The organism is Streptomyces sp. NPDC030165 (assembly GCF_055573595.1).
In genome coordinates, this window is record NZ_JBVIBD010000020.1 from 133,000 (window position 1) to 151,883 (window position 18,884).

18 protein-coding genes, 1 tRNA gene and 2 pseudogenes are annotated in these 18,884 nt (G+C 70.3%); 9 read left to right on the forward strand and 12 right to left on the reverse strand.

The window, feature by feature from the left end:
- Positions 1-11 precede the first annotated feature (11 nt).
- The 5 genes and pseudogenes from ACZ4Z1_RS31565 to ACZ4Z1_RS31585 all read right to left on the reverse strand — a co-directional run bounded on the left by ACZ4Z1_RS31565 (position 12) and on the right by ACZ4Z1_RS31585 (position 8,961).
- A complete protein-coding gene (locus ACZ4Z1_RS31565) occupies positions 12-2,084 on the reverse strand; it encodes an ABC transporter ATP-binding protein (protein ID WP_468490070.1) in 2,073 nt (690 codons plus the stop codon).
- Between the two features lie 447 nt (positions 2,085-2,531).
- A complete protein-coding gene (locus ACZ4Z1_RS31570; protein ID WP_468490071.1) occupies positions 2,532-3,527 on the reverse strand; it encodes a ParB/RepB/Spo0J family partition protein in 996 nt (331 codons plus the stop codon).
- 465 nt (positions 3,528-3,992) lie between these two features.
- Positions 3,993-4,421 (reverse strand): annotated as a pseudogene (locus ACZ4Z1_RS31575) (winged helix-turn-helix domain-containing protein); the annotation flags it as partial.
- 253 nt (positions 4,422-4,674) lie between these two features.
- Positions 4,675-5,721 carry a 3-deoxy-7-phosphoheptulonate synthase gene (aroF, locus tag ACZ4Z1_RS31580; RefSeq protein ID WP_468490072.1) on the reverse strand — a complete coding sequence of 349 codons (1,047 nt, stop codon included), beginning with the start codon at positions 5,719-5,721 and terminating at the stop codon, positions 4,675-4,677.
- A gap of 369 nt (positions 5,722-6,090) precedes the next feature.
- A complete protein-coding gene (locus ACZ4Z1_RS31585; protein ID WP_468490073.1) occupies positions 6,091-8,961 on the reverse strand; it encodes a helix-turn-helix transcriptional regulator in 2,871 nt (956 codons plus the stop codon).
- Between the two features lie 819 nt (positions 8,962-9,780).
- Here ACZ4Z1_RS31585 and ACZ4Z1_RS31590 point away from each other — a divergent pair.
- The 6 genes from ACZ4Z1_RS31590 (at position 9,781) to ACZ4Z1_RS31615 (ending at position 12,515) form a co-directional block, all read left to right on the forward strand.
- A complete protein-coding gene (locus ACZ4Z1_RS31590) occupies positions 9,781-9,990 on the forward strand; it encodes a hypothetical protein (protein ID WP_468490074.1) in 210 nt (69 codons plus the stop codon).
- On the forward strand, positions 9,974-10,498 hold the full coding sequence (locus ACZ4Z1_RS31595) for a DUF6879 family protein (protein WP_468490075.1): 525 nt from the start codon (positions 9,974-9,976) through the stop codon (positions 10,496-10,498). Before ACZ4Z1_RS31590 ends, ACZ4Z1_RS31595 begins: the two co-directional genes overlap by 17 nt.
- On the forward strand, positions 10,488-11,330 hold the full coding sequence (locus tag ACZ4Z1_RS31600; RefSeq protein WP_468490076.1) for a helix-turn-helix domain-containing protein: 843 nt from the start codon (positions 10,488-10,490) through the stop codon (positions 11,328-11,330). The genes ACZ4Z1_RS31595 and ACZ4Z1_RS31600 overlap by 11 nt, the downstream gene beginning before the upstream one ends.
- 176 nt (positions 11,331-11,506) lie before the next feature.
- On the forward strand, positions 11,507-11,683 hold the full coding sequence (locus ACZ4Z1_RS31605) for a hypothetical protein (RefSeq protein ID WP_468490077.1): 177 nt from the start codon (positions 11,507-11,509) through the stop codon (positions 11,681-11,683).
- 36 nt (positions 11,684-11,719) lie between these two features.
- A complete protein-coding gene (locus tag ACZ4Z1_RS31610) occupies positions 11,720-11,950 on the forward strand; it encodes a DUF397 domain-containing protein (protein WP_468490078.1) in 231 nt (76 codons plus the stop codon).
- 79 nt (positions 11,951-12,029) lie between these two features.
- Positions 12,030-12,515 carry a hypothetical protein gene (locus tag ACZ4Z1_RS31615; protein WP_468490079.1) on the forward strand — a complete coding sequence of 162 codons (486 nt, stop codon included), beginning with the start codon at positions 12,030-12,032 and terminating at the stop codon, positions 12,513-12,515.
- Between the two features lie 5 nt (positions 12,516-12,520).
- Here the strand turns inward: ACZ4Z1_RS31615 and ACZ4Z1_RS31620 are convergent, their stop codons facing one another.
- Complete coding sequence (locus tag ACZ4Z1_RS31620) at positions 12,521-12,673, reverse strand: hypothetical protein (RefSeq protein ID WP_468490080.1); 153 nt, start codon at positions 12,671-12,673, stop codon at positions 12,521-12,523.
- Positions 12,673-13,119 (reverse strand): hypothetical protein, encoded by a 447-nt coding sequence (locus ACZ4Z1_RS31625; RefSeq protein WP_468490081.1) that lies wholly within the window; start codon positions 13,117-13,119, stop codon positions 12,673-12,675. The genes ACZ4Z1_RS31620 and ACZ4Z1_RS31625 overlap by 1 nt, the downstream gene beginning before the upstream one ends.
- A gap of 292 nt (positions 13,120-13,411) precedes the next feature.
- Between ACZ4Z1_RS31625 and ACZ4Z1_RS31630 the strand changes: the two genes are divergently transcribed.
- Entirely contained in the window at positions 13,412-13,726 is a 315-nt protein-coding gene (locus ACZ4Z1_RS31630; RefSeq protein WP_468490082.1) for a hypothetical protein, read from the forward strand.
- A gap of 76 nt (positions 13,727-13,802) precedes the next feature.
- Here the strand turns inward: ACZ4Z1_RS31630 and ACZ4Z1_RS31635 are convergent.
- Together ACZ4Z1_RS31635 and ACZ4Z1_RS31640 are read right to left on the reverse strand one after the other, a co-directional pair.
- Positions 13,803-13,890: transfer RNA gene (locus tag ACZ4Z1_RS31635), tRNA-Leu, on the reverse strand.
- Positions 13,891-14,162: 272 nt separating this feature from the next.
- Positions 14,163-14,539: pseudogene (locus ACZ4Z1_RS31640) on the reverse strand (helix-turn-helix domain-containing protein).
- 90 nt (positions 14,540-14,629) lie between these two features.
- Here ACZ4Z1_RS31640 and ACZ4Z1_RS31645 point away from each other — a divergent pair.
- Entirely contained in the window at positions 14,630-15,679 is a 1,050-nt protein-coding gene (locus ACZ4Z1_RS31645) for an NAD(P)/FAD-dependent oxidoreductase (RefSeq protein WP_468490118.1), read from the forward strand.
- A gap of 41 nt (positions 15,680-15,720) precedes the next feature.
- Complete coding sequence (locus ACZ4Z1_RS31650; RefSeq protein ID WP_468490083.1) at positions 15,721-16,323, forward strand: class I SAM-dependent methyltransferase; 603 nt, start codon at positions 15,721-15,723, stop codon at positions 16,321-16,323.
- Between the two features lie 12 nt (positions 16,324-16,335).
- Here the strand turns inward: ACZ4Z1_RS31650 and ACZ4Z1_RS31655 are convergent, their stop codons facing one another.
- From ACZ4Z1_RS31655 to ACZ4Z1_RS31665, 3 genes are all read right to left on the reverse strand, one after another.
- Entirely contained in the window at positions 16,336-16,998 is a 663-nt protein-coding gene (locus tag ACZ4Z1_RS31655; protein ID WP_468490084.1) for a PASTA domain-containing protein, read from the reverse strand.
- A gap of 199 nt (positions 16,999-17,197) precedes the next feature.
- Positions 17,198-17,584, reverse strand: coding sequence for a chorismate mutase (locus tag ACZ4Z1_RS31660; protein ID WP_468490085.1), 387 nt, complete (start codon positions 17,582-17,584; stop codon positions 17,198-17,200).
- 85 nt (positions 17,585-17,669) lie between these two features.
- Entirely contained in the window at positions 17,670-18,779 is a 1,110-nt protein-coding gene (locus ACZ4Z1_RS31665; RefSeq protein ID WP_468490086.1) for a sugar phosphate isomerase/epimerase family protein, read from the reverse strand.
- Positions 18,780-18,884 lie beyond the last annotated feature (105 nt).

Sequence of the window (18,884 nt, forward strand, 5' to 3'; positions counted from 1 at the left end):
GCGGCCGCCGGTCAGCGGCCGCCGGGGCCCCGGCCGGTGGTGTGCCAGACGCCGCCCGGGCCGCCGGGGCCCTCGCCCTCGTCGGGTCCTGACCCGTCGAAGAAGACCATGCCGCCCGGCATCATCTGCGCCGCCTCCTGCGGCCGGTGCTCCTCCTCGGGACCGGGTGCGGCCGGCTCGGGACCGCTGCCGTTGGCGGCCTGCCGGGCGAACTGCGTGTGGTACAGCTCCGCGTAGAGACCGCCGGCCGCCAGCAGCTCCTCGTGCGTGCCCCGTTCCCGGATGCCGCCCTCGTCGAAGGCCAGGATCTGGTCGGCCTCGCGGATGGTGGACAGCCGGTGCGCGATGACGATGGAGGTACGGCCGTGCAGCGCCGTCTTCAGGGCCCGCTGGACGGCCGCCTCGGACTCCGAGTCCAGGTGCGCGGTCGCCTCGTCGAGGACGACGATCGAGGGTGCCTTCAGCAGCAGCCGGGCCAGCGCCAGGCGCTGTTTCTCGCCGCCCGAGAGACGGTAGCCGCGGTCGCCCGCCACCGTGTCCAGCCCGCTGGGCAGCGAGCTGATCGTGTCCCAGATCTGCGCGGCCCGGCACGCCTCGATCAGCTCCTCCTCGGTGGCGTCGGGACGGGCGTACGTCAGGTTGTTGCGGATGGTGTCGTGGAAGAGGTGGGCGTCCTGGGACACCACACCGACGGTCCGGCGCAGCGAGTCGAGGGTGACGTCGCGCAGGTCCTGCCCGGCGATGCGGACGCTGCCCGCCGACGGGTCGTACAGCCGCGACACCAGGTGCGTGGCGGTGGTCTTGCCCACCCCGGACGGGCCCACCAGCGCGGTCAGTTTGCCGGACGGCGCCGTGAAACTGAGGTCGTGCAGCACCTCGGACGACTCCTGGGCCCGCTCACCGGCGGGCAGCGCGTTCGACTCCAGGGACGCCAGGGAGACCTCACTGGCCCGCGGATAGCGGAAGGACACCCCGTCGAAGGTGACCTCGGGGGCCGCTCCGCCGTCCGGCGCGGGCAGTTCGGTGGCGTCCGGGCGCTCGGTGATCAGCGGCTTCAGGTCGAGCAGTTCGAAGATCCGGTCGAAGCTGACCATCGCGGTGTGCGCGTCGCCCTGGACGCTGGAGAGCTGGGTGATCGGCCCGTACAGGCGGGCCAGCAGGGCGGCCAGCGCCACCAGCGTGCCGACCTGGAAGGTGCCGTCGACCACCATGACGCCACCGAGGCCGTAGACCAGCGCCGTGACGACCGCGGCGAGCAGCGTCATGATGATGACCGTCAGACGGCTCAGCACCATCCAGGTGACGCCGACCCGGCGCACCTTCTCCGCGCGCTCGGCGAACAGCTCCGCCTCCTCGCGCGGACGGCCGAAGAGCTTGGAGAGCATCGCGCCCGCCACGTTGAAGCGCTCGCCGATGGTCGCGCCCATCTCGGCGTTCATCTGCATCTGTTCGCGGGAGTAGCGCGTCAGCCGCCGCCCGACCAGCGCGCCGGGAATCATGAACACCGGCAGGACCACCAGCGCGACCAGGCTGACCAGCCACGACAGGTAGAACATGCTGGCCAGGACCAGGACCAGCGTGAACACGCTGGACAGCGAGCCCAGGAGGGTGCCCAGCGCGTGCTGCGCGCCCACCACGTCCGTGTTGAGCCGGCTGACCAGGGACCCGGTCTGGGTGCGGGTGAAGAAGGCCAGCGGCTGGCGCTGTACGTGGGTGAACGCCTGCACCCGCAGGTCGTAGCTGACGCCCTGGCTGATCCGGCCCGCGAAGTAGCTCTGGGCGAATTGCAGCGCCGCGTCGAGGACGGCGAGCCCCGCGACGACGAGCGAGATCACCGTCAGCACCCTGGTGTCCCGCTGCAGGATGCCGACGTCGATGATCTCCCTGAGGAGCAGGGGCGTGGACACGATGATGAGCGAGTCCACGATGGTCAGCAGCAACAGCAGGACGGTCTCGCGGGAATGCGGTTTCGCATAGGCGAGAATCCGGCGGAGCGTTCCCGGCCGGAGCCGCTGCGAAGCCGTGGAATTACCCGGGTCGTCGTACGTCGCCAGCATGATGCCCGAGCCTTGTCCGGCAAACATATCCGCGGAAACCTCCTGGGTCGGGATTCCTGGCCATGCGGTCGACCGCATGGAAAAGGCGGCACCCCGAGGGTGCCTGTTCCGTCGAGTTCGGCGGGTTCTCGTGAAATCCGGGCCACTGGATGGGGTACCCGGAATGCTGCCCTGGTGCGGTGCGCCGTTGCGACGATACCCATGTCGATCCCCGCCAGCCAGGCCGATGGGCCCGGGGCGGCTCCAAGGGATTTCTCGCCGGACCGCGGAGAAGGTGAAGGTGAATCACCGGACCACGGCACGCCGGTGCACCGGAGAATTCACGGTGCCGGGTGCCGGGCGGCCCGGCGGGCGAACGCAGCCGCGCCGCCCGCCGGTACCGACCGTATCGCGCATTACCACCAGGTGCGGCTGGACGGCCCGGAGTCCGTCCAACCGGTCGTTTTCCTCACTTGGACACGGTCCGGCCGCCGGTCAGACGGCCTCGGCGACATTCCGCTCGGCCCGCTGGGCGAAGTCCGCCCAGATGTCCGCGCATTCCCGGGCCAGCTGGGCGATGATGCCGCTGCAGTGCGGGGGAATGTTTGCCATGATGTCGTCCCACTCCTCCGCGCTGATCGTGTGAATGCTCAGCAGCCGCAGCAGCGTGCGTCCGGTCTCGCTGAACCGCAGGGCCGGGTCGACCTTGAGGCGGCGTACGACCACCGTCCGGTCCTGTACGGGCATCCGGGTGGGTGCCGTGACCTCACCGCCGTCACCCGCGCCGGCGGACGCGGCCGGCGCCGGCTCCTGCGGTGCCCGCTGCTGCCGGCCCCGCGCCTTCAGGAGCGGCTCCTCGCCCCGGCGCAGCCGGTTGCGCACATCGCGCGCCGTCTCCGGCGAGATCCCGGACGCCCGGGCGATCTGCCGCAGCGACAGGCCGGGATTCTCGGCGATGAGGTTGCCGGCGAGCCGGCGGCCCTCGGCGCCGTTGAGCGGCCGGAAGCGGCCGTCCTGGCCGATCCTGCCGCGCCCTGCCGCCGCCGCGCCGGAGACCCGCCGGCGGATCTCCGCGACGGTGCCCGGTGCGATTCCGGTGACCGAGGCGATCATCCGGTCCGACCACAACGGGTGGGTACGGATGATGCGTTCGGCCGCGTTCTTGCGGTCCGCCATGGACAGCGGAAGGCCGTGCGTGATGTTGGACTCGACGGCGAGGACGAAGGCGTCGGCCTCGTCCCCGTCGAAGAACCTGACCGCGATCTTGTCGTCGCCGCGCCGCTCCGCGGCTCGTAATCGGTGGACACCGTCGATGACCCGCATCGTCGCGCGGTGCGCGATGATGGGCGGCAGCGGCGCCTGTGCCACCGTCAGCATCTCCACATGTTCCGCATCTTCCCCGGATATGCGCGGAGAACCGGCCACCGAAAGTGAATTGATCTCCACTTCGACGACCGTCTGCATATCCAGGTGCGCCTGCCCAGGTTCCACTCCAGGCTCCTCGCGTTGTGATTCCCCCGTGCGCAAGCTCGCGCTGACGCACCCTAACGACGTACGGCAGGCCCGTGCTTCGGCGACGTCTGCCTGATTCGGACATCGCCGGGCCGTTCAGGCGTAGAACCCACCCCCGCTTCTCGACCCGCTACAACTCCTGGCGGGGGAGGAAGGTTCCCGAACCGCAGAAAACGCCGCGCGCGAAGCGGAACACATATTCAAACAAACCATCTTCCCCCATTCAGATACATACTCTAACAGTGCCTTTATCTACGGGGCACCCCTACCTGACGCACCTGAACCCGCGATGTCGCATTCCGCGGGCCACCGGAACCGGGCCCTTCACGGACGGCTCCCGTCGGCGCAACGATTGCTTTCGCCAATTGACGATCATTCGGCCCGCGGCGCGCGCGGGGAATTCCCACCGCGCCCGTCCTCCGTCCGCGTCCAGCCGCCGGTACCCCGCTCCGCCCCGCCGGCCGCCGCTGCCACGTACGTCCACCCGTGCCGGCGCATCAGCTTGCGCACGCCCTGCACCGTGTACGTGACGCGGAAGCGCCGCACGATCACGGTCTGGATGCGCTCCAGCGTCCAGCGGTCCCCCGGCCAGCCGTAGGCCGCCGGGCCCCTGGCCAGTTCCGCCTCCAGCCGGCGGAACTGGGCCGGGCTCAGCCGCGGCCGGGACGCCGGCCCCTTCGAGCCCAGCGCCCGCTCTCCTTCCTGCTGCCAGGATCTGCGCCACCGCTGCACCGACCGCACGCTCACCCGCAGTTCCCTGGCGATCACCGCATTGGTCTCGCCCCGCGCGAACCGCTCGACCGCCTTCAGCCGCAGCCGTTCACGGAACTCCCGCCGCTCGGCGGTCAGTCCGCCGCCCTGTGCGTATCGCATCTCTCCGACATACCGCAGGATGCGCGATACGTCAGCCTCCGGCGACATCACGGGTTCAGCACCGGTACCCCTATCGCGGGCGGCGCCCTGCACCGGGGAACACCGGTCACCGGGCGTCCCACACGTCCGGCCGTGCGCGCGGAAATTGGCCTGTACCAAGCGGCCGGACGGTGGGTCGTGTGCGCTTTCGCCCGGCCGCCCGTCGGGGTACCCCTACCGGCGGTGCGCACCCCGCCGGCGGGGGCCGGGGCTCTCAGGAAGCGGCAGCGGCCTGCGGCGCCGGCTGCGTGAGCGACCGGCCCATCAGCGGCGACAGGATCGTGGCCGTACTGGCGATCTCCCGCATGTCGGCCTCCAGCAGCGCCTGGTCGCCGTCGCACCGCGCCGTCTCCGGCGCCGGATGCACGTCGATCATCACGCCGTCCGCGCCGACCGCCAGCGCCGCCCGCATCAGCGGCAGGACCAGTTCCCGGCGGCCGCCCGAGTGCGACGGGTCCACGATCACCGGCAGGTGCGACAGCCGCTGGGCCACCGGCACCGCGCTGATGTCCAGCGTGTTGCGGGTCGCGGTCTCGAACGTGCGGATGCCGCGCTCGCACAGCACGATGTCCAGGTTGCCGCGCTGCGCGATGTACTCGGCGGCCATCAGCCACTCGTCGATGGTCGCGCCGAACCCGCGCTTGAGCAGCACGGGCTTGCCCGCGGACCCCACCGCCTGAAGCAGCGCGAAGTTCTGCATGTTGCGGGTGCCGATCTGGAGCATGTCCGCGTAGGAGGCGACCAGTTCGACGCTGCCGGGGTCGATGACCTCGGTGACCACCGGCAGCCCGGTCTCGGCCCGCACGTCGGCGAGGATGCGCAGCCCGGCCTCACCCAGCCCCTGGTAGGCGTACGGCGAGGTGCGCGGCTTGAACGCGCCACCGCGCAGCAGCGACGCCCCGGCGGTCTGCGCCATCCGCGCCGCGGCGAGGGTCTGCTCGGCGGACTCGACCGCACACGGGCCCGCGATGACGGACAGGGTGTCGGGTCCGATCGGCACGCCGCCGACCCGCACGACCGACCGCGCGGGATGGTGCTCCCGGCTGACCAGCTTGTGCGGCACGGAGATCCGTACGACGTCGAGGACGCCCCTGCGGCTGCGCAGGTTGAGCGCCTCGAACTCGTCCACGTCACCCACGAGTCCGACGATCGTCCGGGTCACCCCCCGGCTGACGAAGGCATCACCACCCGCCGAGCGCACCAGGCCGACGACGGCGTCGACATCCTCCTGCGTGGCCCCTGGGGCCATCACCACCACCATGAGGGGTTCCTCCCGTTGATTGGCCGGCACCGGCCGGCCGGATGTGGTTGGACGAGAAGCCGGCGCCCGCCCGCACCGCCGTGCGCCGGAGCGACTGCCGGGGCCCGTGAAGGCGGTACGGCCGCCGCGCCGCCGGTGCCGCGCGCCGCGGCACCGTTCGCTCGGCCCCACGGGCCCGGACACTCCGGGCCCGGTCCCGGTGCACCCACCCGCCAACTCCGGCAGAGCCGCCTCGTCGCGTCAACTGCCTTGCAAATAAACGGAGTTCACGGAATGTGGTATCGCCGTCAATAATTCCACACGCGCCCGCCGGAGTGTCCAACCGCGCAACGTCCACCGCGGCCCGCCGACGGCTCCCGCCCGCCCCGCCTACCCGGCACGCAGGCAGTCCCGCGGAGCGCCGCCGTCGCCGCACCCGTCGAGCCCGGTGTCCTCCACGCCGTCCGGCTCCAGCCGCGTCGCCAGGTCGGTACGGCGCTGCACCCCCAGTTTCCGGTAGGCCCGGGTCAGGTGCTGCTCCACGGTGCTGACCGTGATGAACAGCGCCCCGGCGATCTGCCGGTTGGTGTGACCACGGGCGGCGAGCGTCGCGACGCGCAGCTCGGCGCCGCTCAGCTCGGCGGGCGGACGGCCCGCGCCGCCCGCACCGGACCGCTCGGGCGGACCGGCGCTCGCCGCGCCGACCGGCCAGGCCTTCAGGACGGGCGCCTTGATGCCGCACTCCCGCATCAGCTGCTGCGCCTTGCGCGCCGCGACCCGGGCCCTGCTGTCGTCGTGTGTGTCCCAGTAGCTGTACGACAGTTCCGCCATCGCGTACGCCAGCTCCAGCCGGTGCCCGCCGCGCTGCAGGATGTCCATCGCCTCGCCGAGGAGCCGCGGGCGGTCCGCGCGCTCGGCCAGCGACGCCAGCACCCGCAGCGCCACGCCCCGCGTCCACAGCGGGCGGGGCCCCGTACGGGACAGCTCCTCGTCCAGCAGGGCCCGCGCGCGGCGGTCGTCCCCCAGCGAGACGTGCACCTGCGCGGCATCGGTCCGCCACGGCACCAGCCCGGACAGGTCCAGGCGCCACCGCGCCATCAGGTCCCCGCAGCGGTGGAAGTCCTCCAGCGCGGCGTACGGCCGGCCGGCGGCGAGCTGGTAGTGGCCGCGCGCCCAGAGATACAGCAGCCCGCCGGGCGTCCGGAACGCCGCGTCGGGCACGGGGACCTTCAGGTGGGCCGCCGCCTCGTCCAGCCGCCCCGTGGCGGCCTTCGTGTACAGCAGCGCGGCGACCGGGGCGGCGACGGCCGCCCCCCACCCTTCGGGCGGGACGACGGTGAGCGCGGTGTGCGCCGACTCCTCCGCCGCGGCCAGCTCGCCGAGTCTGATCTCGATGAACGCCTTGGCCGACGCGAACAGCGACTGCCACATCGGCGTCCGGCGCTCGCGGGCCTCCGCGAGGAGGATGTCGCACCAGCGGGCGGCCTCCCGCAGCCCGTCGGCGACGATGAGCGCGACCAGCGCCGCCAGGCCCGCCGCCGGGGTACGGTCCTCCGGCCGGGTCTCCTGGAGGATGCGCTCCGCACGGCCGGTCACGTCCCCGGTCGCCCTCTGGTCCAGCACGGAGGCCATCAGGGCGAGCGCGCGCTGCTGCGTGTCCTGCTCGGGCGCCGGGCCGAGAGCCCGGCCTCCTGCCGCCGCGCCGCGGTACGACCCTGCGGCCACCTCGGCGCGGTACTTCCCCGCCAGCCCCGGATACCCGTAGGCGAACCAGAGCCGCACGGACTCCGCCACCACGCCCGCCCCTTCCTCTCTCCCTCCCTCCTCCACGAGCCGGAGGACCTCCAGGGCATCGTCCGCCCTGCCGGCCCACAGCAGATGCCCGACCAGTGCCTTCATGTCGCGCGCCGGGAGCCGTCCGGCCAGCGCCGCGTCGGTGAGCGCCGGCAGGTGCCGTACGGCGGCGGACGGGTCGACCCGCCACCCGGCCCGCACCAGCGCGATCCTGACCGCGAGCACCTGCCCCTCGTCCGCACAGCTGTCCCTGGCCACCCGCAGGCAGTCCAGCGCGGTGCCCACCTCGTCGCGGGCCAGCGCGGCCTCGGCCGCCTCCAGCAGTACCGGCAGCGCCCACGGGGCGTCCACCGTCTCCGCCGCGACCAGATGGCGGGCCAGTACGGCCGCCGGCGCACCGTGCTCGTACAGCACCCGGGCGACGCGGGCCTCCAGGCGCGCGCTGCGTGGCGGTTCCGCCCGGCGCAGCACCGCCGTCCGGCCCGCCTCGTGGCGGAACCGGCCATGGGCGAGCAGCCCCATCTCGTGCAGGGCACGCAGCGCGCGTGCACCGGCCTGGCGGGACACCCCGAGCAGTTCGGCGGGCCCGACGTGCGTGGCCCGCTCCCCGAGCACCGCCAGCAGCCACGCCGTACGGCGCGTGAGGACGTCGCTGCGGCTCAGGCACTGCGCCACGGCACGCTCGTACGCCTCACCGGGCACCAGCTCGGCGCCCCCAGCCGGGTCCGCGTCCGCGTAATCGTCCAGCAGCGCCCGCATCAGCAGCGGACTGCCGCCGCTCAGCCGGTGGAATTCCGCTGCCGGCGGTGCCGACCGCCGCCCTTTGTGCCCGTCGGCCAGCATGGCGACGACACCGTCCCGCGGCAATGGCCCGACGTGCAGGAATCGGCACGCCGGACGCCGCAGCAATTCCCGCCGCGCCGTACTGTCCTCCCACTCCGTACCGCTGCTTTCCCCGAGGACCACCAGAATCCTGCTGACATCCAGCCGCCGTACCACGTACAGCACGCATTCCAGTGAATAGGCGTCGGCCTGATGGACATCGTCGATGCACACCACGACCGGCCGCTTCCTGGCCTGGGCGAACAGAATGCCGCATACGCGCGGAAAGACGTTCACAACGATTTCCGCGGGAATCGCCCCGTCGGCTGCCCGCGCCGGCGCGCCACCGCCTCCGGCCGGAGGCGGCAGCCACACCACCGGTTCCGCGCCCGCGCCGGCCAGCTCCGCGGAACGCAGCAGCTGCCCGGCCACCCGCAGCGGCACTCCCTTCTCCGCCGCGGTCGCCGTGGCCTGCAACCACAGCGCGCCCGTGGGCGCGGCCCGCTCCCGGAAGGCGCGCAACAGGGCCGTCTTGCCGCCGGCCACCGCGCCGCCGACCACCACCACTCCCCCGCGCCCGGCCGCGCAGGCGTCGAGCAGGCCCTCCAGGACGGAGAGCTCCGTGTCCCGCTCCACCAACTTCATGAGCCGGTTCACCCCCGTATCCGGACTCGCGTTGTTCAGTTGGACGGATATCCAGCCGCAACCGACCCTTCGGCTCCAACGGTCACAGGAAATCCACACAGGCCGGTTTCCCCGGCCTCAGGAACAGTCGCCGCCCGCGTCCGCACCCCGGCGCCGACCGCCCCGCCTGACATGTTCCGCATTACCTCAACATTACCCCGCCCGAGCCCTCCGCCCAGGCCGAGCCGGAAAGTATTTCAGGAGTCCACCATTCCCCTCCTACCGGCTCTCCGCGACCTTTCCCGAAGCCCTCACTGCGCGTAGCTGGAATCGTCGGAGGAATAACAGGGATTCACATCAGGAGAATGCAGGGGGCTCTCTGCACCCGTTCGTCCCGGCCGGCCCGCTCGCCGCGGGCACACCGGGTGCACCAGACGTATCGGGCGGCGCAGGGGAGGTGATCAATGACAGGAACCCCGCGATCCCTGGGGGACCGCGGGGTTCTTCGTTGTGTCCGAGGGGGGACTTGGACTCTCCACTCGGGCACCAGCTCTTTGGTTCGCTGACCTGGGGAAACGTGCTCAATACGCCACAGACTTGACCAACCGCGTCGGTCATGCGTTCCACCTGTTTCGGGCCGTTCCGGACCGCTGTTGGTCATGCGTTGGTCACGTGGCCAACCTGCCCACACCGTCCCCACGGCCGCCTCCGGGAGAGGGCGAGCACCACAGGTTTATGCGACAACGCAAATATTGGCGTGATCGCATGGACGGCCACGGCACGTCCTCCGTACGGTCGTGGGGCCGCCCCACTAGGGGGCTGGGGGCAGGGGGTTTCACCATGGCTCGTGAGGAACTGACCCGACTCACCGGAAACGGCAACGGCGGGCCGTGCGGCAAGGACGACTGCCCGAACGTCTACCGCACCGCGTCCGGCTCCATCGTCGTCCAGGGCGACGTGTCCAAGGCATTCCAGCCCCCGGACGGGGAAGGGCTCGTAAAGATCCCCGAGGACGTTCTGAGGGAGGCTGTCCGTGCTCTTGGCTGGTGAAGAGTGGGCCGCACGCTTCGAGGGCTTCCAGCGGGAAGCATGGCGTCTTGAGACCCTGCCGCAGTACCTCATGCCGCAGGAAGCCGAGGAGCTTCGGGCGTTCCGCGACGGCGCGCGTATCGACCCCGCCACGGTCCGCAACGAGTACACAGACCGGCTCCGCCGACAGACCACGGAGGGGCGCGTTCAAGGACGCGTCCACATCGTCACTCGGCCTCTGTCTGAGTACCTGCGGTTCGAGTTCTCCCAGTACTACCGGCCGCACCTTTTGGCCGGTGAGCAGATCCGTATTCTCGACGTGACCGACAGAACCAACCCCCTTGAAGGGGTTCGAGACTTCTGGATGTTCGACCAGTCGGAAGTTGTACTCATGAACTATGAGCACGACGGGAAGCAGATCAACCGCGAGGTATTCGAGGGCGACGTGACTCCGTTCATCGAATACCAGCGAATCGCGGTAGCCGAGTCCGTTCCCTTCGAGGAGTTCGTGAAGGGTCTTGAGCTTTGAGCCTGAACGGCTAGGTCAGTCCAGGTCGGACCTAGCGGAAGCACTGCGAAGCCTGCGGAAGCGAGCCGGGAAGACTCAGACCTGGCTCGCTCGCCGCTGCAACATGTCACAAACCAAGGTCAGCAACATGGAGAGCGGGAAACTCACTCCCGCCATTGTCGACGTAGAGCTGGTCCTTGAGGCGCTTGGGACCGATGATCCGGCAGCCTCGAAGATCCTCGAACTGGTTCGCTCCGCGAATACCGAGTGGCAGGATCATTGGTCTTCACGGCGTAGGGGGCTTGACAAGAAGCAGAACGAGCTAGCCAGGATCGAAACCGTCACAACAGAGTTCCGATTCTTCCTACTCTCGGCGATCACAGGACTCCTTGCTACGCCGGAGTATGTACGTGCCAGCATCGCGGACACTCCCGGAGACCAGTCCAAGACCATTGCTAAGAAACTGGAACGCCAGAGCGTCCTCTACGACTCGTCAAAATCGTTCACGTTCCTGCTGACGGAACAAGCCGTTCGCTGGCCCTTGCTGCCACCTCTTGCTATGACAATGCAGCTCGACCGACTGGCTTCAGTGTCTCGAATTCCTAGTGTTCGACTTGGGGTCATCCCCTTGACGGGTCACATTTCAGAGATGCCGTTGAATACTTTCACGGTGTACGACCGGCGACTAGCCACCGTGGAAACCGGCACCGGTGCATTGATCCTGCGGGACCATCGCGACGTGAACGCGTACCGCGAAAACTTTGAGAGGTACGCGTCGTACGCGGTGTTCGGAGACGAGTGCCGAGAACTCCTGAACGAGTGGTCCGGGACCTTTACCCGACAAGGCAAATAACGCTAGAGGTTCCTCGTCTGCGGGCCGAGGATGTACCCATGCCGACCGAACCGAAGAACCACAGGCAGAGCGTCCCGCAGGGTTGGCGAATGGACCCGATCCCGAGCCGCCGGGCGTACCGGGATGATGATGGGAACATTCGTGTCCCGATGTGGTTGACGAAGAACGGCCGGCACATGGCGGACACGGAAATGGTCCTGCTTCCGTCCGAGGCCGCTCTACTGGCGGAGAACCTGGCCAGTGCCACGCGGGACGGCCCCAGGTCGATGCTGGACGAACTCTTCCGGGAGTCCGCGACGGCTCTTGCACCCGGTGTCGTGTACGTGCAGAAGCCGGAGCAGTACCCGTTCTGAGCCTGCCTTTCACTGATCTATCAGGAAGGCACAGTCATGGCCCGAACCGACCTGTACAGCCTGCCCATCGACGGCGCCACATTCCTCAAGGCGTGCGGGGGCAACACGCACCCGGACGGCGAATCCTGCGCCACGCTGGCGAAGATCAGCCCCGATGCGTGGGCCCTGGGTGACAGCAAGCGGCCCGGTGCGGAGCCGCTGAGGTTCACCACCGCCGAACTGGACGCGGCCGGTATCGACCCGGCCCGCTTCGGCCTCTCGGCCTGAACGGCCGCTCCCTGACCGGCGGCCTCCGTTCTCCGGGGAGTGCGGGGCCGCCTTCAACTGCTCTGGCAAGGATCACCAGTTGCACTATCACGGCTACCTGTGGGCGGGCTCGAAGAAGCGGTTCGACGAGGAGGCTTTGCGGCGACCTCCCCACCCCGATCCGCCCCCGGCCCCGGCCGGTGACGACGACACCGAAGGAAAGCGGCTCGTCGAACGCTATCGGGTGGTGCGGGCAGAGTTCCCCGTCAGCGACCTGCCCCCGCTGGAAACGGCGCGCTGGCTCACCAAGCCCGGCACGTTGGTACGGAGCACCTGGGATGAGCCGAAGGAGGTCGCGCAGTGGCTCGGGGAACAGCTCGCCGCGTACGCTCCCCGGTTCGATTCCGAAGAGGACCGCGACACGACCCGGTTGGCCATACTCGTCAGCTCCGCCGCCGAACGGCTGGCATGGGGCGGCGACGTGTCGCACGGCTTCTACCTCGAACGCCCCTCGTTCCTGTCCCTGGCCCTGGTGTGCTGCTCCCCGAACCGCGCCATACCGGACCTGGACTGTCCGCTGCGGTAGGCCCCTCAGCCACCCTCCGTGCTGGCCGGCGTGGCGTTCCGTGTGCTCACGGATGCCAGGTATCCGTCCGTCGTCATGCCGAGGTTCTGCACGTACCGGCGCATGGCAGCCTCCACGTGGTCGCGGTCGTCCTCGGGTTCCTCGATCCACTCCGCCACTACGCCACTACGCCGCCCCCATGCCACGGCGAGAGGGGGAATTTCCGGACCCGTTGCGCGGTCGTGGGCTTCTGCACCATCTTCAGCATGGCGTCAGCGAGTGCACGCGATTGTCGCGCCTCGGCAATTCCCGGATGAAGAACGAAAACACCCCGGCGGTTTCCGCCCTCGATCATACGGCCCTGTTCCCTCACGAGCCGATCCCGCTCGGTTCCAAGAGCGTCCGCCACATCCACAACATCATTTCGGCTGCGCTCGATTCGGTGACCGGCCCGAGGAAGCTCCTTGCGGTCAACCCGGCCCACACGGCCGACCCGCCCACCGAACGGCAGATCAAGGCTGCTGAACCGAATTTCCCCACGCTCGACGACCTTGAAACGGGGCGGTTCCTCGCGGATATCCGGCAGCCGTGCGGCAACCGGACGTGTGACGGCGGCCTGACCCATCACCGCCTTCGGGACGCCCCGCTGTGGACCTCCTACGCGGCAACCTCGTGCCGCCGCAGCGAAGTTCTGGGGTGGATGTGGGACCTGATCCACTGGGATGACTGCGCCATCGAACTTGGCTGGGTCGTGGTCGAAGAAGGCAACACCTACCGGCTCCGCAAGCTCACCAAGGACGGCGACGACAACGCGATCATCTATGTGGATCAAGCGTTGATGAACGTCCTCAAGTGGCTGCGGGAGCGTCAGCAGGCCGAGAGGAACGTATCGGGCGGCCTGGGTGGATCACGGGTTGGTGTTCGCTCGGGACGGCTTCAAGCTGTACCGGGGCGAGGCAGGCGGCCCCCAGGACCCGGAGAAGGTCTCCGCCCACTGGCGGACGGCCCGCAACCGTCTGCACCTGCCGGAGAACTTCCGGCTGCACGACTGGCGGGCATCGAAGATCACGAACGATCCGGACAATCACGAGAACCCTGTAGAGGTCTCGGCCAACGCCCGGCACCACTCGCCCGGCTGCACAATGGCCCGCTACGGCAGGCGCCGCGCCGAGGAAGCCAAGAAGCTCGCTGCTTCCAGTGCAGCCCGTATCGGGCTGGCATCCCTGATCTGACCAGGAGAATCGCTCGGCTGTTGGTCACGCCACAGCCCGAGATACAGAAAAACCCCACGGGAAGTGGGGTCTCTGCTGGTGTCCGAGGGGGGACTTGAACCCCCACGCCCGATAAAGGGCACTAGCACCTCAAGCTAGCGCGTCTGCCATTCCGCCACCCGGACCAGGTGTGGTCTTCGCGGGGTGTTCCCCGCGGCGACATGGACAACAATACCAAGGTTTCGGAGTGGGTTTCACCTGCGTATGCACTGAGGGCATAAGTGCAGGTTATGAGAAGTCAGCCGGGCGGGGCGCGGTGGCGCCTCATAACCTGTGCTTATGCCGCATCTCCTTCCAGGTGCCGTTCGCCAAGGACGCCGGGTTCGGGCCGCTGGTCGCGGCGTCCTCCATCGGCATCATGTCGGTGGTCAACGGGACGGAGCGGGCTCGCTCCGACCTACCGGGAGTCGGCAGGCCGGTAGCGGGCCTTGACGTGGAAACGTTCACCCTGGGGGCCGAGGATGCCGAGGAACTCCACCGGCCGCGCGTCGGCGTCGCCGAACCAGTGCGGCAGATCACCCGGGGGTCGAGGCCCGCCGGGGCGCCGACGGGTTCGTCGAGTGCCATCCGGTAGGTCTCGGCCAGGGGCAGCAGCAGTTCCAGACCCGGCTTGCGCTGCCCGGACTCCAGCCGGGACAGGGTGCTGACCGGGATCCCGATCGTCTCCGACAGGGCCGTCAGCGTGGCTCCGCGGCGGTGACACAAGTCACGCAGCCGCGGTCCGACAGCGGCCGGCACGGCATCGAAGCCGTCACCCGTCTCCTCGCTGCTCACCTCTTCACGTGCCCCCGTTTTGCGGTTTCCGCAATGAACTTTGCCGGACCGGCGGGAGAAGGTGCAGATTCGGGAGCGGAGGTGGTCACGATGACCCGAGAGACTTCAGACATACGGCCGGGGGAGCGTCACGACGGCGACCGGTACGACGTGGTGATCGTCGGAGGCGGCCCGGCAGGCCTGAGCGCGGCGCTCATGCTGGGACGCGCCCGGCGGTCCGTGCTGGTGATCGATGCCGGGGAGCCCCGCAACGCACCTGCGGCGCACCTGCACGGCTTCCTGTCCCAGGACGGTACCCCGCCCGGAGAGCTGCTGGCGGCGGGTCGGCGGGAAGTGGCCGCCTACGGGGCCGAAATGCGCGCCGGCCGGGTGCGGTCGGCGGTACGGGACGGCGGCCTGTTCGCGGTCACCGACGACTCCGGCCACACCGTACGGGCGCGACGGCTCCTGGTGACCACCGGGTTCACCGACGAACTGCCCGACGTACCCGGCCTGGAGCCACGCTGGGGGCGCGACGTGCTGCACTGCCCGTACTGCCACGGCTGGGAGGTCCGCGACCAGCCGATCGGCGTCCTGGCCACCGGCCCGATGAGCGTGCACCAGGCCCTGCTGTTCCGCCAGTGGACCGACCGGCTCACCCTCCTGCTGCACACCGGCCCCCGCCCCACCACCGAGGAGGCCGAGCAGCTGGCCGCGCGCGACATCGCGGTCGTACCCGGCGAAGTGACCGGCCTGGAGATCACCGACGACCGCCTCACCGGGGTCCGCCTGCGCACCGGCGCGCTCATTCCGCTACGGGTCCTGACCGTGGCACCCCGCGCCGTACCGCGCGCCGCGTTCCTGGACACCCTCGGGCTGGCCTCCACCCCGCACCCGAGCGGCATGGGTTCGTACATCGCCGCCGACCCGACCGGGCTCACCCCCGTACCGGGCGTGTGGGTCGCGGGCAACGTCGCCGACCTCACCGCGAACGTCCTCGCGGCCGCCGCCTCCGGCTCGGCAGCCGCGGGCGCGATCAACGCCGACCTCGTCGCCGAGGACACCCGCCGCGCGGTGCGGGCCCGTAAGGACCCTTTCTCGGCCGAGGCGGAAGCCCGCGTCTGCGAGCTGGTGGCAGGCGACCGACGCCGCGTCCTGTAATCCCTCACCCGCCCACCCCCTCACCACTTCAGGAGAAACTCATGGACGCCCAGTTCTGGGACGAGAGGTACGGCAGCCGCGACCAGCTCTTCAGCGGCGCGCCCAACGGAGTGCTCGTCACCGAGATCACCGGCTTCCCGCCGGGCCAGGCACTCGACGTGGGCTGCGGCGAAGGCGCCGACGCCCTGTGGCTCGCCCGGCAGGGCTGGCAGGTCACCGGGGTCGACATCTCCGAGGTCGCCCTGCGGCGCGCCGCCGAGGCGGCCACGGACGTCGCCGACCGCGTCGCCTGGGCCCGGACCGACCTGAACGCCACGCCGCCCCCGGCCGACGCGTTCGACCTGGTGTCCGCCCAGTACTTCCCGCTCATGCGCCAGCCGGGCCACGCCACGCTACGCGGCCTGCTGGACGCCGTCGCCCCCGGCGGCACCCTGCTCTTCGTCAGCCACGACCTGGCTGGCCTGCCTGCCCGGTCGGCACCCGGCTTCGACCCCCGCGCGTTCTACCAGCCCGCCGACATCGCTCGGCTCCTCGCCCCCGACTGGACCGTACAGATCAACGAGACCCGCCCCCGGACGGTTCCCGCCCCCGCCGGCACGCACCACACCCACGACACCGTGCTACGAGCCCGCCGCCCCCACTGACCCGCACTGCTTCTAACACTCCTCCTGGAACTTCACCGCTTCCAACGTCACCGGCTGCCCGTCCGCCTTCGTACCGGCGGCCGGGCTCTGCCGGCACACCTTCCAGTTGGACTCCACGAGCACCATCCGGCCGCGCCCCGACGCGTCCTTGACCGTGATGCTGGTCCCGGCGTCGAGAGCACGCCGGGCCACCTTTACCGATTTGTCCCGAAAGTCAGGCATGGCCGACCCGGCCCCGGCTGATCCGTCCGCCGCGGCACCGGCACCGGCCCCGGCATCGGTTTCCGGGCAGGACTCGGTCAGCTTCACCGCGCCGAAGTCCACCGTCTTCCCCGTGTCGGCCTGCCCGGGCCCGGGCGTCTGCGAACAGACCTTCCAGTTCCGGTCGAACGCCTGCATCCGTCCACGCCCGAGCGCGTCATGACTCCGCAACGACCGGAACCCGGCCGCCTGCGCGGCATCCTGCGCGCTCTGAAGCCCCTTCCCCACCAGATCAGGCAACACGGCCTCACGAGCCGGCGCAGGCCCCGGCGTAGTCTCCGCGGCGACACTGGGCTCCACCGCCGCCTTCGTGGCCGAACCCCCGCCACCATCAGCACTCCCCGCGGGCTGACAGGCGACGAGCCCGAGACAGAGCACCGTAAGAGCGGCGGCGGAGACGGTGGTGCGGTGCATGGTTCCCCCAGGACGGGAATGACGCCACTACGGGAACGGCGTCGTAACAGGGCGTGACGGAGACGGAGACTGATGATCCTGGGGGAGGGTTGTACGGGAGGGGTGGGGAAATCTTGTTCGGGGCCTGCCCATGCGGCGGCCGAGCGGGCCGTGGCGACAGCACCGCCCTCGGCACTGCACCCGGCGAATCCGCCGGATGTCAGCTCTTCACGGGCTCGTCGCGCCGCCCCGGAATGTCTTCCCGGCCGGTCTCCTGATCCGCGATGGCCTTATGGTGACGAACGACCTCACCGATGATGAAGTTCAGGAACTTCTCGGCGAATGCCGGGTCCAGTTTGGCGTCCTCCGCCAAGGTGCGCAGGCGGGCGATCTGGGTGGCCTCGCGAGCCGGGTCGGCGGGCGGGAGGTTGTGGCGGGCCTTGAGTTCGCCGACCTGCTGGGTGCACTTGAAGCGCTCGGCGAGCAGGTGGACCAGTGCGGCATCCAGGTTGTCGATGCTGCCGCGCAGGTAGATCAGGCGCTCCCGCGCCTCCTCGTCGGCGACGGAGGTCGCGTCGCCCGCCAGTGGTGCGGTCCCCTCGCTCATGTACGTCTCGCCAATCTGGTCGTACCGGTCGCCCCGGTCGGGCAGTGCTGATCCTGTGCACATTACCCGGCCAGGGGCGTACGGCTTAACCGCGCGGTGCCGCGCGCAGGCTCCGCAGGTGGCGGGCGGAGCGGCGGGCGGTCGACAGGGAGCCCGCGGGGTTGGCGGCCGGGTCCACGGCGTCGTCGCGCTCGACGGTCCAGTGGGCGGAGCGGCGGCCGCGGCGGCGTTCCACCGCCGAGATGAAGCGGCGGTGATCGATGTCGCCGTCGCCCACGTCGACCATGCGGTAGCCGTCCTGGGTGGCGGTGTCGTGCTCGCCGTCCTTGACGTGGAAGAGGGGGTAGCGGGCGGGAGCCTCAAGGACGTAGTCGAGGGGTTCGAAGGGGGCGGGGGTGCCGTCCGGGCGCCGGGAGAAACGGTACTGCGCCACATAGGCCCAGAAGATGTCCATCTCGAAGAAGACGAGCCGGGGGTCGGTCTCCGCGAGCAGGACGTCGTACAGACGGACACGTGGGTCGTCGGTGGCGAAGGCGAATTCCTCGGCGTGGTTGTGGTGGTAGAAACGCATGCCGCGGGCGCGGGCGGCAGCGCCGTACGCGTTGAATTCGGCGGCGGCGCGTTTCCAGGCGTCGACGGTGTTGCCGTACCGGCCGGGGCTGGACGGGGTGCCGATGTACGGCAGGCCGAGGGCCTCGGCGTCGTCGAGGACCTGGGTCAGGCCGGTGGCGAACGTGTACGCGGTGGGATCGGCGGAGGCGTACCCGACGTGGCTGCCGATGCCGCGCAGCCCGTTGTCCCGCAGGAGCCGCTCGAGCCGGCGCAGGGTGATCGCCCCGGCGGAGCCCTGGGTGTAGCCGGCGAACTCGACCTCGTCGTAGCCGTAGCGGGCGAGGTCCTCGAAGACGCAGGCGAAACCGAGGGTCGAGGTCCGGTCGCGGAGTGTGTAGAGCTGGATGCCGAGGCGGCCGGGCGGGAGGACGGGGCGGTGGTGGGGGTGCCGGGCGGGGGCGGCCGGTGCGGCGGACTGCCGCGTACCGCGCTGGGCGGCGTGCGCGGGGCCGGTCCCGGTGCCGAGGAGGGCGGCTGCCGATGTGCCGGCGGCCACGCCGAGGAAGCCGCGGCGGTGGAGGGTGCGTCTCAGGGCGGCTCGCCGGGGGTCGTCGTGGTCGTGGTGGTTTCGGTGAGCGGGCATGGCGGGTGGGCTCCTCGGTCCGTGTTCGGTGGGTGTTCGGTGGGTGTCCGGTGGGTGGGCAGGCAGGGGGGTGGTGGCCGAGCGGGGCGCGTTGTCGGTGGGGCG